The 18446-nt window shown below is 38.0% G+C and carries 12 protein-coding genes; 11 read left to right on the top strand and 1 reads right to left on the bottom strand.

Annotated elements, in window-relative coordinates; all coding sequences use genetic code 11:
* Positions 1–133: 133 nt before the first annotated feature.
* The 4 genes from PSF67_RS07965 to PSF67_RS07950 all read left to right on the top strand — a co-directional run bounded on the left by PSF67_RS07965 (position 134) and on the right by PSF67_RS07950 (position 5244).
* On the top strand, positions 134–1552 hold the full coding sequence (locus PSF67_RS07965) for an MBOAT family O-acyltransferase (protein WP_210848787.1): 1419 nt from the start codon (positions 134–136) through the stop codon (positions 1550–1552).
* On the top strand, positions 1539–2708 hold the full coding sequence (locus PSF67_RS07960; RefSeq protein WP_210848786.1) for an SGNH/GDSL hydrolase family protein: 1170 nt from the start codon (positions 1539–1541) through the stop codon (positions 2706–2708). Before PSF67_RS07965 ends, PSF67_RS07960 begins: the two co-directional genes overlap by 14 nt.
* Positions 2680–3906: an SGNH/GDSL hydrolase family protein gene (locus tag PSF67_RS07955; RefSeq protein WP_166267820.1), complete on the top strand. Its 1227-nt coding sequence runs from the start codon at positions 2680–2682 to the stop codon at positions 3904–3906. Before PSF67_RS07960 ends, PSF67_RS07955 begins: the two co-directional genes overlap by 29 nt.
* A gap of 627 nt (positions 3907–4533) precedes the next feature.
* Complete coding sequence (locus tag PSF67_RS07950; RefSeq protein ID WP_229597518.1) at positions 4534–5244, top strand: helix-turn-helix domain-containing protein; 711 nt, start codon at positions 4534–4536, stop codon at positions 5242–5244.
* Positions 5245–5318: 74 nt separating this feature from the next.
* Here PSF67_RS07950 and PSF67_RS07945 read toward each other — a convergent pair whose 3' ends face one another.
* Positions 5319–11975 (bottom strand): Ig-like domain-containing protein, encoded by a 6657-nt coding sequence (locus PSF67_RS07945; RefSeq protein ID WP_272676733.1) that lies wholly within the window; start codon positions 11973–11975, stop codon positions 5319–5321.
* A gap of 223 nt (positions 11976–12198) precedes the next feature.
* On the opposite strand from PSF67_RS07945, the gene PSF67_RS07940 reads away from it, so the two are divergent.
* From PSF67_RS07940 to PSF67_RS07910, 7 genes are all read left to right on the top strand, one after another.
* Positions 12199–12654, top strand: a complete 456-nt coding sequence (locus PSF67_RS07940; RefSeq protein WP_166267829.1) for a hypothetical protein — start codon at positions 12199–12201, stop codon at positions 12652–12654.
* Positions 12605–13525 carry a hypothetical protein gene (locus tag PSF67_RS07935; protein ID WP_242685833.1) on the top strand — a complete coding sequence of 307 codons (921 nt, stop codon included), beginning with the start codon at positions 12605–12607 and terminating at the stop codon, positions 13523–13525. Before PSF67_RS07940 ends, PSF67_RS07935 begins: the two co-directional genes overlap by 50 nt.
* A gap of 5 nt (positions 13526–13530) precedes the next feature.
* Entirely contained in the window at positions 13531–14757 is a 1227-nt protein-coding gene (locus PSF67_RS07930) for a TolC family protein (RefSeq protein WP_102139184.1), read from the top strand.
* Positions 14738–15298, top strand: a complete 561-nt coding sequence (locus tag PSF67_RS07925; RefSeq protein WP_272676732.1) for a hypothetical protein — start codon at positions 14738–14740, stop codon at positions 15296–15298. The genes PSF67_RS07930 and PSF67_RS07925 overlap by 20 nt, the downstream gene beginning before the upstream one ends.
* 68 nt (positions 15299–15366) lie before the next feature.
* Positions 15367–15987: an HlyD family efflux transporter periplasmic adaptor subunit gene (locus PSF67_RS07920; protein ID WP_272676791.1), complete on the top strand. Its 621-nt coding sequence runs from the start codon at positions 15367–15369 to the stop codon at positions 15985–15987.
* Between the two features lie 3 nt (positions 15988–15990).
* Positions 15991–16443, top strand: coding sequence for a hypothetical protein (locus PSF67_RS07915; RefSeq protein ID WP_231068854.1), 453 nt, complete (start codon positions 15991–15993; stop codon positions 16441–16443).
* Positions 16430–18415, top strand: a complete 1986-nt coding sequence (locus PSF67_RS07910; RefSeq protein ID WP_210848784.1) for an ATP-binding cassette domain-containing protein — start codon at positions 16430–16432, stop codon at positions 18413–18415. The genes PSF67_RS07915 and PSF67_RS07910 overlap by 14 nt, the downstream gene beginning before the upstream one ends.
* Positions 18416–18446 lie beyond the last annotated feature (31 nt).

The following is an 18446-nucleotide window of genomic DNA, read 5'->3' as shown; positions in this document are numbered from 1 at the left end:
ACGTAGCCAACAAAGTCACCGCTCGAAATATGACGAGCAATATGACAAGCAATATTCTGATTGCATAGAAAAAGAGATCAAATATCATATACCCTAACCTTCTAACAAAATAATTAACATCTTTGAGTCTAATATGAATTTCTTCTCTTTTGAGTTTCTTGGCTCTTTCTTGATTTTTTTTCTTATTTATTGGGGTTGTCAGCCCAGTGCAAAGTTACAAAATGGCTTATTAATCACTGCTAGCTATTTTTTTGTTTATTCATTTAGCCCTGACTTTGCTTATATCTTATTTAGCTACACACTGATTATTTATTTGCTTACCAATGTGGCAACTAATTGGCTTTCGAGTAGATGGATATACGGTATTCTTACCGCGGTCATTGTTGGATTCTTTACCACCTTTAAATATTATTCATTCTTCCAAGAGACCATTCAGCAAACTCTCGATAAATTTGGTTTTAGTGTTGGTCTTCCTATATTGGAAATACTCGCACCACTTGGGCTGTCCTTTTATGTATTCCACTCGGTTAGCTATACAGTATCGGTTTGTCGCAAAGAAATTCCTAAAGCCGATTTCTTTGATGTAACACTGTATCTTGCATTTTTTCCGAGCATCGTCGCAGGGCCAATCAACCGCGCAAAGAACTTTCTTCCCCAAATACAAGCGGAAAGCCGTGAGATTTTAGATCCTCGAAAAGCCATATTGCTTATTTCATTAGCACTAGTGAAATTGTTTTTATTTAGCTCATACTTGTCTGAAAATTTTGTCAACCCAGTCTTTGACGCTCCCGTGGGTTACAGTGCGGGGGAGATCCTAGTAGCAACCTATGCCTATGCTTGGAATATTTACTTTAACTTCTCAGGTTATACCAATCTGGTGACGGGCATCGCGTTATTATTAGGATTTAGAGTCCCTGTTAACTTTAATGCGCCTTATTTAGCTGCAAATTTAAAAGAGTTTTGGGCCCGTTGGCATATCAGCTTATCGACCTTTATTCGCGACTATGTTTATATTCCTCTTGGCGGTAACCGTAAAGGTTTTAGCCGTATGAACACCAATGTATTCCTTGCGATGGTCATTTCAGGATTATGGCACGGCGCAGCAATGACATTTGTCGTTTGGGGAGCCATTCATGGACTAGGAATTGTGCTACTCAATCTTAAGAGTTTATGCATGGAAAAACTAGGGTGGACCCAAGTAATCCCCAATAAGACATTATCAGTTTGGGTATCACGAATTATAACTTTCCATTTCGTTTGTTTTGCGTGGATTTTCTTCCGTAGTGCCTCATTTGATGATGCACTGTTAATGGTCAATCAAATCATTGCCCCTGGTTTTATCGCTTCTATTAATGCAAGCTTAGGGTTATTAGTCGCGTTTTGGCTACTGTTGATTGCCTACCCTTATTTTGTACAAGGCTACCATTATGTGGCCAAAAAATACCAAACCATTCCTTGGTATTATTATCCTATTCCGCTCGCGATTATTCTAACCATTATGTTTATGCTTTCTCCTTCAGGTATGCCGGGGTTTATTTATGCTAACTTCTGAGTTTAAAAATACCCTAATCAAAGTTGGACAGATTTTATTTATTGTCCTAATTGCTGGCCTATTATTAATTTGGTTGAATCAAAGCTCGCTAGAACGATTTTGGCAACAGAAATATCACCAAGATACCCCATGGGCGAAAATGGCAGGTAATCCTATCTGGGATTATGGCGCTTACTTACATGATGGCGCGCTTGAGGCAGGAAGCCTATTCACTTACTACGCATCAGGACAAAAAGCGCAGGAAGACAAACAGGCCGCGGCGCTCGCACTGGCCAATAAAGATAAAAAACTCAATTTCCCCAAAGAGTTTCAAATTGGTCTTCACTTCGTAAATGGCTACATTTATCCGGCTGAAAGCTTATCGGTTACCTTCCCTGAACGGCTGAAACGACCACAAGCTTGGGAGAAAAACCAGAAAATTAGCTTTGGCGGTTTCACAATCAAGAAAGATCAGCCAATCGTGGCAAAACATATTGCCAATATCGAAAAAGGCCAACAAGTTCTGTTTGCGGGGGACTCCATGATGCAAGGCGTCGCTCCACATGTTAAAAACATGCTCTTGAAAAAATATAATATCGATAGCATTAATCTAAGTAAGCAAAGCACAGGGCTAGCATATCCACGCTTTTTTAATTGGCCCCAAACCATTGCCAAGGCATTGAATGATAACCCCAACATTAAGGTTTTAGTGGTTTTTTTAGGGCCTAACGACCCTTGGGACATGCCACCACAAACGGGTTATAAATACGTCAAATTTAAAAGTGAAGATTGGGAAAAAGTGTACCGTGAGCGGATTAGTGATATAATATCGACCGCTCGCCAGCACAATGTTGATGTTATTTGGGTTGGCCCACCTAATATGCGTAAAAATACGCTCTCCGATGGTATGAAATTCTTAAGTAGCCTCTATCAATCTGAAATTGAGGATAACGGTGAAATTTACTTTTCGGTCAATGACGTCTTTAAATATCAAGGCGATACCTATTCTGACTATATCGGTGATGCAAGCAGTACCATTAAATTGCGAAGTGGTGACGGGATCCATTTCAGCGGAAAAGGCCAACAACTGATTGCTGAAAAAGTATTCTCACTCATTCATTTCGAAGAAGAGGAAGAAAAGGAACCTCATGAAACTGAACAAACTGTGTCAAGCTAAGTCCAAAATATTAGCGGGTAGCGTGATTGCGCTTTTGTCGCTGGGATTATTGTCTTGCCAGAACACATCAGACAAAACTCGCACAACTAGCTTGCCTAAAAACCAGCCTGCGGTTGCACAAGGGCAGCTGGTCAATAACGCAGAGCCTAATTTGCCACAGTTGGCGAATAAGTTACGCCAAGGCAACCAGCAAGTACACATTGTCCAAATTGGCGACTCACACACCGCTGCTGACTTTTTCAGCGGCAATTTAAGAACATTATTTCAGCAACGCTATGGGGATGCAGGCCCAGGTTTCATTCCACCTATATCAGTGCCGGGGCAACGAACAGCAACCATTAACCGCACGAGCGAGAAGAAAGAGTGGTCGCTGGCTTCAAGTCGTAAAGATGAACGCTTTGATTACCCACTTGGTGGGCTAATCGCTGAGCCGCAAGCAGCCAACAGTAAAGTGGTGCTCAAGCCTTTACAGCCAGCGCTAGGGGCTTATCAGTTACAAACTCTATACCAAAGCACAGGTGATTCACAAATGCGTGTTGCTCCTGCTGTTTCCCCCAATGTTGCATTGCCAACCACAGGCAACCAGTGGGTATTTTCGTCCCCTGTCAATACCCAACTTCCGGCTCAGGTTACTGTTAATAAAGGTAATGGGTTAAAAATTGGCGGGTGGTTAGTGCGTTCGCAAAAACCAGGAGTCATGCTTTCAGCTCTTGGGCTCAATGGTGCAACATTGAGTATGACAGATAAATGGCAGCCACAATGGAGCGAAACCTTAGCGCAAATGTCCCCTGATATGGTGATTTTAGCCTATGGTACCAATGAGGCTTTTAACGATACGTTAGATTTAGCCGCTTACGAGCAAAATTTGCGCGCTAAAATTCGCTTAATTCGCCAACAAATGCCAAATAGCGTTATTTTACTTATCGGCCCGAATGATTCACTTAAATTTAATGATGCGGCGAGTTGCCAAGCTCAAATGCCAGTGAATTTAACGAGTGTGATTCAAATTCAAAAGGCGGTGGCCGCTCAGGAAAATACGCTATTTTGGGACTGGCAAGCCTTTATGGGAGGCCCTTGTTCAATTCGTACATGGGCAGCACAAGATTTAGCACGACCTGACAATGTGCATCTCTCCGTCGAGGGTTATAAGAAGAGTGCACAAGGGCTATATAATCAGTTAAGCCAAGTATTAAATTAATTACGGACTTAACACACAATGAGGCAGAGGTATTTTCAATATCCTCTGCCTTTTGATTTGTGACTATTTTTAATATTTAGCGCCTGAGCTTTGCCATTTCACTTTGGCTTTTTTCTTACTTATCTTTTTGTCACCCTAGAAATTCAATTCCAACATTAAAGTTAAAATAATTATTTCAAATAAAAACAATACATTAAGAACACTAAGTTTGGAATAGTACGGACTAATTGCGAATTTATTGCTCCCTCTAAAAAATATAAAAAATCGTGACCATTAATTAAATCAATATACCCCACATAAAATTAGTATCCCTACGTTCCTTTTAGTAAATCACATCGCTGTACGTTGAAGTTTATTAAGTAAGGAGGTAATAACAAATCGTTTTTCAGCTTATCCAAGCACATGGTTTGTTGTTAAAAATATGGAAACCGTGAACAATTCTTTGACACAACCAGAATAATTTTACGGTAGCAATCGTAGGTAATATTTATTTAGGTTCAAAAAATGTCGACTAATTTCTGTGTAAAATCGTTTCATTCTTATATTGAAAACCTATCCAATAAAATAAAAAATAGCTTTTATCTAACTCACTCTCTACTGTTTAAAGTGAGCTCAGGTGAAATTGAAATGCGGATAGAAGAAGGCCAATGGCAAAAGCTGACAACATCAGATATCTGTTTGCTTCCTAAAGGATCTTCAATTGAGATAATTAATCGTGATAGTCACAACCCGCTGGCTGCAGATGTACTTCCCATGACCTCAGATATGTTAAAATCCTTTTACCAACAACATGCTGCATTATTTGTTGATAAGAAAATTGTTAATAAGAAAAAAACTCCCTCAATAAGTCAAATTTGCTGTACTAGCTTACAAGAAAACCCGATTATTGAAGATGTATTTCACGCTGCAATTAAAGAAGTTAATGCCCCTTCCAGCCATAATGTTATTCATATTCATTTAAGTTTTATTCTGTCCTTTTTTTTATTAGTGAATGAATTTACCTCTACACTATATGCATCAATCAATATCTCGATAAAAGACAAAGTGTATGACTTAATTTTTCATAGCGCTGGAAAACAGTGCCATACCCTAGATACTATTGCGAAAAAGCTCCATATGAGTTCCTCAACCCTTAAACGAAGACTTGCCAGTGAATATACGAGTTTTTCCAAAATTAGCTTAATGTCCCGAATGAATAAAGCGATGATATTATCGAGAACAGAGAATATGCCGATGACGCGTATTGCTCAAGAAGTCGGCTATGATGATGTTCCTTATTTTTTACTGGCATTTAAAAGTTTTCATTCCCAGCCAAATCTCACCTACCCTCTGTTTTAATACGCGATATCCCTTTTAATCATCTTCTATAAATACTTGAGCCTCACCATTTTCATGGTAGGGCTCTTATTTAACTAAAAATAGTGATTATCAATATCTATTGGTATCAACGTAGAATCTATTGGAGGAATATCAACCTGAGTCACTTCGCTGTTATCTACTAGTTTTGGGGTTACGGTCGCATCGGGTAAATCGGAATAAATAGTAATACGACTTTTAACCTGTGCCTGATTTCCTGCCTGATCATATACATTGACTTCATAGTCATAAATGCCATCTTTTAAGGGGCTATTCATAGAGATTTCCCATTGGCCCACTTCATTTGATTTTTGCTTATAGGTTTGATTATCAATAGTCAAAAATACCATGGTGTCCGCCTCTGTTACACCACTGAACTTTGGCGTGTTGATACTGGTGATCTCATCCTGTTTATCCGCTGTATTCGTTGAGTCATCTAAGTTCCCACTCAATTCAGGTGCCTTAGTATCAATGATGACTTTCCCTGTCTTTTCCGCGCTATGGCCTACTTTATCCTTTACCTTAATAAGATAATCATAGGAACCATCGTTCAGAGCTTCTGTTACAGGAATTGTCCATACTCCTTTTTCATTGGCGCTCTCTTGGTACGTTTTTTGATTGATAGTGAACTCAACCAATGCATTCGGTTCTGTTACTCCACTGAATGTTGGGTTATTATGGTTAGTCACGGCATCATTTAATAGACCGGAGTCAGTCATCACATCTAGGCTGCATTCCGTAATTTCAGGGGGTGTCGCGTCAACGGTCACTGTTCCGGTTAAACGTTGTACTCCTATGTTACCCGCAATATCAATTGCCTCAATTAGATAGTTATAATCAGCGTCTTTAAGTGAATGAGGTAAAGTAAACGCCCACTCACCACCTTCATTCACCTTAATATCTTTATAAACCTGTTGGCCAATCGTTAGCCGTACATAAGTTTCAGGCTCTGCAATTCCTGCAAAAGTCAGGACAGAAACATCGGTTAAAATATCCTGTTGAGTGGTAAAGCTTACAGGGTCCACAACACCACCAAGAAGGTAGTCAGGCGCTAATGTATCAATCACCAATTGCCCTGAAACTTGGCCTTTAATCCCCTGAATCTTATCATTTGCAAAAATCACATAGTCATGAAGACCATCACTCAATTCAATATCAACAGGGAGCGTCCATTCGCCTTTCTCATTGGCGATAGTTCCAAAAGTTGAAGAGACTTTGTTATCAAAAACCAATCGAATTTCCGCATTTGGTTCAGTAATTCCGCTAAATGTCGGCGTATTTACATTTGTGTGGTTATCGTCCTGAATCCCCGAATCTGAATCTGATGTTAACCCTCCCGCCGCTAAAGCGATGGTTTTTACTGTAAAATCGCCCAATATGGGTTGCAAACTAATTTGGCCCAAAATGTCTCGGGCTTCGATTTCATAAGAGTAAGCCCCCTCAGCAAGTGCCTCTGTATCAGATAATTTAATTTGCCAGTTACCATCGTGACCCGCAGTTGTATGATAAGTCTTTCCATTTATCGTCAAGCGTACTTCCGAATTAACTTTGGTTGTTCCACTAAATGTTGGTTGGCTAACATGGATAATACCTCCACTCGATAGCGGATCATCTAATTCCGCAGTTAATTCAGGAGGAGAGATGTCATAGACTAAATCAAACTCAAACTGCGTTTCACGATTAACTAAATCCTTTGCTGTAACTGATAATTTAATATTTTCACCATCCTGAATACCGACAGGGACGATGTCATTGGGTAATTGTATTTGCCAAATCCCCTGATTATTTGCTTTTGCCGCACCCAGTATTTTTCCATTTATGTCTTTGATGGTAACTAGGCTTGCGACACTCGTCGTCCCCGTGAGTGTTAAGTCATTTTGGTTGAAAAGTAATTTACCGTCCTTTTCAGAAATTAATTGTTTATCATTCACACCAAATTCAATACTTGGAGCGGTCTTACCGGACTCGTCACTGAGCACTTTAATAACCACTTCATGCTCTGTTTTATTTCCAGCAATATCAAATGCAGTTATCTTTGCTACATGCTCACCGTCAGGTAAGGCGAGCTCATTAGCAAACACCGTTTTAGAACCATTATATTTAGTTTGTAGCTTATTATGTCGAGTGGTTTTCCCATTCACGTTTATTAGGTAATAATCCATGTTTCCACGATAAGTGAAAACCAGTTTAGGATTGGTTACATTCGCAACTTGCGTACCTGCATGAAATTGCTTATCAACAAAACCAAAGCCATTAAACACCGGTTCTGTAGTGAGGATATTGAGTGTTGTTTGCCCTACTGAAACTGTACCGTCATCTTGGATAAAGCTAATATGGTAGGCTCCATCCCCTTTAATAGGAACTTCGAAACGCCACTCTCCCTTATCATTTGCTTGTATAGGATAATTATGGCCATTTACTTTCGCTGAAATCGTACCACCGGCTGTTATTTGTCCTTTATAAACGGGTTTTTTATGATTGGTATAGTGGTTACCGATTTCACCTGAATCCGTATCGGGGTCAAGGTAAAATTTAAAGTCACTGATTATTACGGAAGAAGAAAACTCCCTTACCGAGCCATAAACGTCTTTAAATGTAAGAGTATAGGGGACTTCCCCTAGAGGGAGTTGAATATCTGCTGGAACCTTAAAATCCCAATTTTTTCGACCATTAGTCAAATTAACCGAATACGTTTTACCACATATCAGTATAGTTCCACTAAGCTCATCTCTATCCGACGATCCTGAAATCACGCCCTGTAACTTCGGTGAACGACTTGAACTCAATGAGTTATCAATTTCCCCCGTGCTACTCGACTCTGCCGCCACTTCAAATGTTACATTTAAAACACTGTCCTTTATTTGAATACCTTTTTTTTCAATCACCTTTTCTGCCTTCAACCCAGCAGGGGACGTGGCAACTAATGACATATTATCAAGGTCATAACGGTAGTTAACTTGAAGAAGACCTGAAGGCAAGCTAAAAGACCAATTCCCATCTTTATCAATGTCAGTAATGGAAAAAACATGCTCATCTGTATTACTCAATCTAAATTTAAATTGTAAACTTGAACCAGGGGTTACCTTGCCTGTAAAAGTTGCCTCTAAGTCATTAGTCGATTTATCATCATGGAATTTACCTTTCGTCCAAGGTGAAGCCAGAGCAGCATCGGTTATCTCTGGGGGATTAGCATTAATTACTAGTGTATCTATTTTTTCAAATTGATTATCTGCCGCATCCGTAACAGTAAGTTTATAATCACCAACAAAGTTTTTCGGTAATTCATTGGGAAGCTTTAAGTTCCATACTCCATTATTATCGGTTGTTGTCGAAACCGACTCATTGTTTAATTGCAATATAACTTTACACCCCGGCTCCCCTCTTCCCGTAAATACAGGGTTGCGATGTGCGGTAATAAAATTTCCTTTGGTTCCTGTATCCGTTTCTGCACTTAATTCAATCGTGGATACAGGGGCGGTGGTATCAATAAATATATTTCCAGAAACATCCGTTGTTTGTCCATTTACCGGGTGCTCAGCCGTCACAAGGTACTGGCTATTTCCTTCCTCGAGTTCTTTAACGTTAAGTTCCCAGTTTCCTGTCACTTTATCTGCCACAGCCGGAAAACTTTCATTCCCGATTACCAGTGTAATTTTAGCCCCTGGAGTCGCAATCCCAGTAAACTTAGGCGCTTTGATATTGGTGATATAATCACCTTTATTTCCACTATCACATGCCGCGTCTAATGTGACTATAAGCGCCGGAAGCTCCGCATTCCCACCCTCTAATGATGGGGGCAGGTACGTAAAGCTCTGACTAATGGTATTTTGATTACCCGCGGTATCTTCTGCGACAACCTTATAGTGGTTATCCTTACCGACATTCGCATCGGCATCAAAAATCAGAGACCATTTTCCTTGGTGATCCGCATAAACTATTTTAGTTTGTCCTTTAAATTCCGCAGTGATTTTACTTTCAGGATCCGATGTGCCACTGATTTGAGGGCGTTTTAGGTAAGTTATTAAAGCATTCGAATTCTCTTGGCTTGCAGGATCTAAGCCTGCGGTCAGGGTAATATGGCTATCTACAGTGAATTGCCCTTTAGACGTCCCGACATTTCCAATGATATCGGTCACTTTCACCTGATAATCATACACACCGTCTTGCTTCACTGCGGGTAGTGGTATTTGCCAATACCCGTCTTTATCCGCAGTAGCGCTGTACCCCTGCCCCGCAAACTGGACCACGACCGTTGATTGCGGTTTGGTTTCGCCTTCCAATATTACGACTTTTTGTTGGGTGATATTGTCACCTTTGATACCTGAATCACAACTCTCGGTCAAATTCGCTTGCGCAACAGGTGGCGTGGTATCTACCCATACTGTCTCGCTGATTTTTTCACTATTTCCTGCAATATCGGTAACAAGCACTTTGAGTGGGTAACTTCCCGACGTGACTAATGAGGTGGCCATAAATGACCAAGCACCCTGTTCATCGGCCACCGTTGAGTAATTTTGTCCGCTCAAAGAAATCTCTATCTTTGCATGGGGCTCAGATTGCCCTGACAGGGTGGGAGTCAATTGGTTAGTGACAAAATCAGACTGATTATTAAGTTGCAAAATTGTCGGCTGCAATGTGGTTTTGATCTGCACGGACTCAGTAACTATAGTGGTGTTGCCTGCCACATCCATTACCGCTACTTCGTAATGATAGGTACCGTCGGCTAATGCTTTTTGAGCCGCCACGGCCCAATCCCCATGGCTGTCAGCAAAGGTTTTTAACTGCTGCCCATCAATCGTCAACTCAATACGGCTACCCACTTCTGCTTTGCCAGTAAAGTGTGGACGCGTCTCTTTGGTGATATTATCACCGATATTGCCACTATCAGACTGCGCTTCAAGGTAAACAGATAAGCGATCAACCTTAGTATCTACGGTGAACTGCCCTTCAGACGCCCCAATGTTTCCGAGGGTGTCTATCACTTTCACGTGGAAATCATATACACCATCTTGCTTCACTGCAGGTAATGGTACTTGCCAGTGCCCGTCTTTATCCGCAATAACGCTATATTCCTGCCCCGCAAACTGGACCACGACCGTCGATTGCGGTTTGGTTTCGCCTTCCAATATTACAGCTTCTTGTTGGGTGATATTGTCACCTTTGACACCCGAATCGCAGCTCTCTCTGAGCTTAGCTTGTGCAGGGGGTGGAGTGGTGTCTACTAATAGGCTTTGGATAAATATGCCCTGATTCCCTACACTGTCTGTGACCTTAACCTTTAATACATATGAGCCATCCGTTAGATTATTATTGATGGTGAGTGACCAATCACCTTGCGCATTAGCTTTGGTGAAGTACTCTTTTTCAGCGACCTTAACGACGATACTGGCATTAGGATCTGTTTTCCCCGTAAGCGTTGGCGTCACTTTATTGGTCAAAAAAACTGCCGAGTTATCAAGCAGTACGCTTGCATCGGGCAGGGAGGTTTTAATAGTCACGGTCTCAGTGATGGTTTTTTGATTACCCGCTGCATCCACTGCAGTGACTTGATAGTCAGATACCCCATCAGCCAATGGTTTCTCGACAGTAATTCGCCACCCACCTTTATCATCAGCAACTGTCGATAAAATTTGTCCTGCAATTGTTAGCGTGACTGAACTACCGGCTTCGGCTTTCCCAGCAAAAGTAGGAACCTGATTATTCGTTTGTCTCCCACCCAATGTTTCGATATCCGAATGCCCATCAAGGCTAACAGAGAGGTTATCAAGCTGAGTGTCCACTTCAAATTGACCATTCACCGTCACTGGCTTACCGCCAACGGAAGAAGCCACTAATGAATATTCATATATTTTATCGTCTAACGGTTCTATGATTTTTAATAACCACTTCCCGTCTTTATCTGCGGTGATCGGATATTTTTTATCATTAATCGTCAGATAAGCCTGACTATCAGGAGAAACAAACCCAGTAAATGTCGGTGTATTAATATGGGTAATATTATCGCCCTTTTTCCCTGAGTCAGACTCTTCGCTTAGTTTCCCCTGAATAAAAACCTGTGTTATCGGTTTATCTATTTGGGAAGCTGCGGGTGGCTTATTTGCAGACTGAGTAGATGATGACGAGGAGCTTATTGGCATAGCCACAGGTGCGGGTGGCGGAGAAAAACTTAAGTCATTATCTTCTACCGGTGCTTTCTCTGATTTGTTTTTCTGATTTAGCTGTTTTTTCACTTCTGTAAGCTTTGTTAAAGACGAGCTTAGTAATGCTTCCTTTTCGTCTTTTTCAGAAGACAAAGTCTGAAGCGTCTTTTCTAGTTGCTGATTTTTTTGATTTAACTCCGCTAGTTTTTTGTTGAAACTTTGCTCATCGTCTTGCCGATTACCATCTTGCTGTTCCTCACCTTCTATTTGCTCACTATTATTTTTTGAGGCTTGGTTATCAGTATATTCGACGATATCACTCGTTAATTGCTCTTTGATATAAACGGCATCGGCTCCCACGTTTAAGGTTATTGATGATAGGATTTCATCTTGTGAAATAATCGTTCCTTGCTCAGTCAATAATGTCATGTTTCCTAAGATAACTTCAGACAACCCATTTTTAATGTTCTCAATAGAACCATCGGGTTTAGTTACAATTAAATCAAACCCTTGAACTTTAAACTTTTGAATTTCTATGCTTTTTAATTTATCGGTGATAGTTTTATCGGTCATATTCTATGTCATTATATTAATAAATGGATTTATCAGCTAATACTCACGCGCTGCCGTCAATAAAAACAATTATATCCATTTAATTAAAAATAAAACGTCATTTAATATAATGTGGTCTGACAATCTTTTTTTTTGAGCTCAAATTCAAGTGAGTTCATTTCAATAGCGATTATAATAAAAGAATGAATTAACAAAGATGTTTCTAAAATGAAAGAATAAAATAATGGAAGAAGATGATGATAACTCTGATGAAGAACTAGCCCCAATGGTTGATGGGTTAAGTGGAACACTATGCATAATTATTTTAGTTTCTATGGTGTTTATTTTTAGTGGTATGAAAGCCGCAGAAACCCATATCAATTATGGCCAGTTAAACTTTGAAAAAATAAAGATGGATATACCAAACAAACGTCTTTTCTTTAAAGGTGGCATTCATTTATCAAACAATGAAATTTCTTTAATAAAGAAAGAAATCATTAAAAACGAGAGTAATAAAATCATTATCAGTGGTTACATTAATGATAAGGTCAGCCACAGTAAAGAAAAAAACACCTATAACCTTCTTTATATGGCATCACTAATTAAGAATATGGGAATTAATAAAGAGATTGTTCTAAAACAAGGGACAAGTGAACATTGCCCAGGTTGGAACTCATGTATTTATTGGGGTTACAAATAACATGTATTATATTGGATTATTTTTTTATGCAGCAACGTTTATCGCTTGTTTTTTATTACAATCGGTACGTGAAATGGTTCAGCAATGTCTATTGCTTGCTCCTGAAATCAGCTACACCATGATTGGGATTTATATTTATCCTTTAATTATATTTTTATTTCACCGAGTATTTAATAAAAACAAACAAAGCAACTATACATTGCTTTCAAACCAAACTAAATTATCTGCATCCGTCACTGTATCATTAGGGTTAATCGGAACATTTATTGGGTTAACAGGGATGATCACCGCGATCTCAGCATCGCTTGGGGGAGAAGGTGATATCTCAGAAAAAATGAATGCCATGATTTCATCCATTTCAATGGCACTTAATTCAATGTCTTTTGCATTCTTAACCTCCATTCTGGGAGTGTCTATTTCAGTTTTATTGTTAGTTAGTTTGAATTTCTTTCACTTCTTTTATCAAAAAGAAAATAAAAAAACTAAACAACAACTATCTAAAAACGACTCAGAAGAACTTAATCACATTCAAGAAACCCTGAATTCATTACAGGAAGTAAATATCAGTATAGCGCAAAAAATGGTTTCCGTGACTGAAAGCAATGAACTTGCGACTGATATTTCTTCATACCTTCAGGCCTTATCCACCACTGCACAAGATCACTTAGCAGTTTTACAATCAATAAAAGAAGCTGATGACGACTGGAAAAGAAAATTAGCGGTCTACTTATTAGAAGAAAAAATAAATAAAAGAAATGAAAATGAAAAAATATCAGAAGAAATTTTAAAAATAGATCAAACTACACAATGGCTAAAAGAAAACACCATTGAGAGCAGAAAAAAATTATTAACATTACTATCAATGGAGTAAAAAACGTGCGCCTCATCACCTTTGGTTTTTTATTAACACTATTATCACCATCTTATAGCTTGGCTAGCCAAGATGTAGAAAATTTCCAAGCCTTTATTAACCGAGTATTAGAAAATTCCAATCCGGTTCAAATAAAGTCATTAGAATTAGAAGCTGAAAAGCTCAGAGCAAAGCAAACAAACTATTATTATCTACCAAAAATATCAGCATCAGGAAAAATAAAAAGCCATGATGGCAGTACCAGCAGTAATATTACTGCCAGTTCATTAGTCTATGATACGACGCTAACTCATAAATTTAACGAAAAAAATTTAAAATTAAAAATATCAACGCTCTCACTAAACAAAGAAAAAGAAGAGCTTTACACCTCAACAACTAATAACTTAATTGGCATCTATTATCTCAATGAGTTAACAAAAACGACAGATGATTTAAATAAAAACGCTAAAAATATTTTCAAACTTATTACCCACCGCTATAAAAGTGGTATAGCGAAATACAGCGATGTTGAACAAGCGTCCTTATTGATGCAGAGGATTGAAACAGAGCTACAGAATATAGAAAAAGAAATTGAACAATATAAGTCAAATATTGAGCTTTTATCGGGGATCACCTTTCCATCTAAAGGCGTACAGGTTCCCAAAAACTTACTAAAAAAATTGCAAAAAACTATTATTGATAGTGAAAACGCGCAACAAAATAGCGAATATAACTTGCTCCGCATGCAAGCTGATGCAATGAAGGAAAATGCTTATCAACAAAACCCATTCTTGAATGTTAATGTTATCGCCGAAGAACGATTTGTTGACCAAGTTCGAAGTCGTAACGAGTCTTACATGGGAATGGAGGTAAAACTAAATATCTTTGACCTTGATAAAATACTGAATGAAAAATCTCAGCTAAAACTGTATGAAGCAACAAAGGGAAAGGCTGATTATAAATATAAAGAATCAACCGCTAAAATTAAAAATTTAAAATTAATTGCTAATTCAAATGCGACTGAACTTGCAGGGTTACATGCACAACGTAAGACCATGCGTTCGATAGTTAAGAGCCAACAAAGGGAATATGAAATATCACAGTCTTCTTTCTATGAAATGGTTAACACATTATTTGATATGTTAACAATGGAAAGGCGCATAGCTGAACTAATGATTGCTGATATGAAAAACAAAATGGAATACATACAATTAACAGGGAAGTTAGCTGAAATTGAAACGTTATCTAAATAAACTGAACCAAATCCCTAAAAAATTAAAAATATTCCTAGGTATCACATCATTGTTCATCGGATATATTTTATTAGCTGAAATAGAAATATCCTCTCCTGGAGAGGGTATCATCTCAGGGGTCTCCAATCGGCTAGAAATAGTAAGTCCTGCATCTGGATTTATTAATCAATTCGCGATTAAAACCGGCGATAAGGTAGAGAAAGATCAGATTTTATTTTCCTATACGAATCTAGATGCGTTTCATCAAGAAAAAACCTTAACCAACCTCGTTACTTTTGCTAATGAACGCATTGATGAATTAGAAGAAAATAAAAAGCTATTAAATAAAATCCTTGATGGAAGCATAAGTACAGAATCTGAATATTTTTTCTTTGCAAAGGGCTTACAGAGTCAAACGTTAAGTGCTTATAGAGAGCTTTATGGTCACGTTCTCTTACGCATGGAGATAAGCAACTTAAGAGATAAATATATCTCACAAGTTAAAGAGTCTAGTGAATTAGAGAATCAGATTAACATATTGAAAAAAAGGACTTATTATTAAAGAATGCAAGAGCTCCTGAAATTGAAAAACTCAATAATAATGCTGAAATTAGCCGTACCACCGCATTGATGACATCAGGTGAATTAAATGCTCAAGGGCTATTGCGAGAAATCTCACTGCTAGAAAAGAAATATACTGCACGGCTTATCGGTGAAATCCAAGAAAATGAAACTCTACTTAATCGGCTAAAAAAAGAGAAATTAGAAAACAGCGGCCAGATGGAATTACTTCGCAATAAAATAAGAGCAAATAGCGTACTATCGCCAGCAGATGGGGTTGTATTAAGTATCGAAAAAGATTTAGAAAAAGGCTCTTACGTTGAAGCCTCAAATTTAGTCATGGTAATTAAAAAACAGCAGAATACACGGGTCATTGAAGGTAAAGTATTAGCGAAATATCGTCCTTTTATAACGCAACAGTTGCCAGCAAAAATTGTGGTGAACTCCCCTGGATTTAAAAAAATCATTAACGGAAAAGTCACAAAAATCAGTGCTGACTCCTTTAGTGATAGGGAACGAGCCAACCAAGAGCGCTATTATTCCGTACAAATTACACCGGAACAAAATACTGTGCTCCTTCCAGAGCATGATGGCCTACCGGTGATGCTCTATATCTCGAGTAAAGAGATTTCAGTGCTTCATTATTTAACCGCATTAATTAGCGATAACATTACATTTAACGTTTGGTGACCTATGTTAGGTTTTATTTCTGCATTATCTGCTGCTGTAGCAACCATGACATTACTTATGGCCGTACTTTTAGCAAATGTGTTATCAAGTACGATGGCCGCTGAAGAAAATAAAGGTAAAGCAGCATTGATAGGAATTGATAACAGCAACACTGAAGCTTCTGCATCTATAAATACCGATAGTAATAATGGCAATGGCAAGAACATCATGAAGTCGTTAATATTTAGCCATGACACCATCAAATTCATTAACCATAAAAAGGTTAAATCTATTGATATCTATTGCAGTTATGGAAATAACATCTCTTTTGATGTAGCAATGACCTACACCATTTATAACACCGTATTAATTAAGAAAAGCACGCCTAATGTACACATTAAAGCATTGAAACCTATTGAAGATAATCAAGGTGTTAACGCTTGCTTCCTGAAGAGTGAAGAAAATGAAAGAAAGTAGTTTCCATGATGTCATTAACCAATATTTTAAGATATTAGGGGAGTCATTTATCTCTCCCGCCCTATCGTATGATAATAAATATATATTAAATAATATAAATGAATTTATTAATAATGATTTTTTCACTTATCAATATGTTTCCATTTCTGATTTTAGTGAAAAAAATCTGCCCGCTCTCTTCATTATGGAAATAGAAAATGGAAAGTACATTATCATTAAAAATCATAAGGGCCAGCTAACCAACCTCACAACTGACACCACAATAACGCACCAACTAATTGAAAGTAAAAACTTATTTTCATTCTCTGCGAGTGAAAACACATTGAATGAAGAGAGTATATACACATCACTAATTAAGTTAACCCCAAAATCCAGTTTATTTTCATTACCTTTAATTGTATTTGCACTGTTATTACCTTTATATTCAAATCTTTTTAACTCACGATTAGTTTACAGTGAGTCCATAAGCTCAATCTTATATATTAGTTTTATTTTCATTGTTGTTATTGGCTTAGAGTTCTTTATTAAACACATTATTCATGAACAGAATATAAAAAAAACAAAGCTTAACATCAGCATTTTTAATCGTTACTTTGTTAATTTATTAAAGCAGTCTAGTTGTAAAAGTGCCTCGATTAAAGTGAGAACTGCCGAAGCATCGATTTTACAGGTATGGGAAATCAAACCACAAATTATTTATGATATCGGTTTAGCCATTTTATTTTCATTTTGTATTTTTGGCATGCTAGGTTTTTATTCATTATTGCTATTAAGCTATTACGCTGGGCTTATCTTTTTATGTCTACATGTCCGCTTCCTTTCCTACAAAAATATGCTTCGAGCGAATACCTTAAACTATGAAAAATCAGCCATGTACTACTCGTTAGAACAGAAAAAACATGAGCTGTATTTCGCCAGAGATAACCACTTTAAGCAGTACATCAGTACAAAAACCAATGAAGATGAAAAAATAAAATTAAAACTGAATGAGGCGAACCACCATTGGATGGAAATCATCAAAGTAAATACGTTTCTATCCATGATTATCATGTACGTGGCTAGCTATTTAGCTATTGGTGAAGGGAGTTTAAGTTTGGCCTCCGTTATCGCTGTAATGATCATTAATGGCCGACTTTCAGGTGCAATTACAAGTGCAATTAATCGCTTATTTATGGTGAAAACACATCTATTTCATATCAAATCCAGTATTGATCAGCTAAAAAACAATCCACTTATCCATTTCAAAGTAGATGGCATAGCAACAGATTCGATAAAGCATTTTAGTGCAAAAAATCTTAGCGTTAATATTAATGGTAAAACCATTATTAACCAGCTCAATATTGAAGCCAAACCCGGTGATGTTATCGGTATTACTGGTATTTCAGGGGTAGGAAAGACATCTTTAATGAAAGCATTATGTGGGACTTCGGAATACTCTTCAGGGGATATTACAATCAATAGTATTGGAATTGATGAAATTTCCCAATCCTTTTTAACAGAAAAAATTGCCTACCATAATGGTATTTCAACATTTATTCATGGCAGCATACGTGACAATTTTAATTTCTACGGTGTTTTCGATAACAATACGATTGTTCGCCTGACCAAATTATGTTGCCCAACCTTACTGATTAGCAAAGAAACCTTAGACGACACACTCGTCACCGACATCGCTGCCTCTACAGGGGAAAAACAAAAGTTACAGCTCGTTCTTGCACTGATAAAACAACCTGAAATGATATTCTTAGACGAATCAACATCATTTATGGCGACCTCTGATGCGCTCTCATTTTTACAATTAATAAAACAAGAGTTTGAATTAGATAAATCAATTATTTTCTTTTCTACTCACGACTTAGGGCTGACCTCATTTTTTACGAAGCATATTGCGCTATCACCGGGCCATGTTAAACACATTAACGCCCCACAACCCCACAATGAAATTATCATTCCTAAAATTAGCTTAAGCTAAACAAAAACGCCCACTTGATTGTGGGCGCTTT

It is taken from the genome of Providencia sp. PROV076, from assembly GCF_028483405.1.
Classification (GTDB): Bacteria; Pseudomonadota; Gammaproteobacteria; order Enterobacterales; family Enterobacteriaceae; genus Providencia; species Providencia huaxiensis.
The sequence above is the reverse complement of the archived record's forward strand: the minus strand, read 5'-3'. Positions and strand labels throughout refer to the sequence as shown.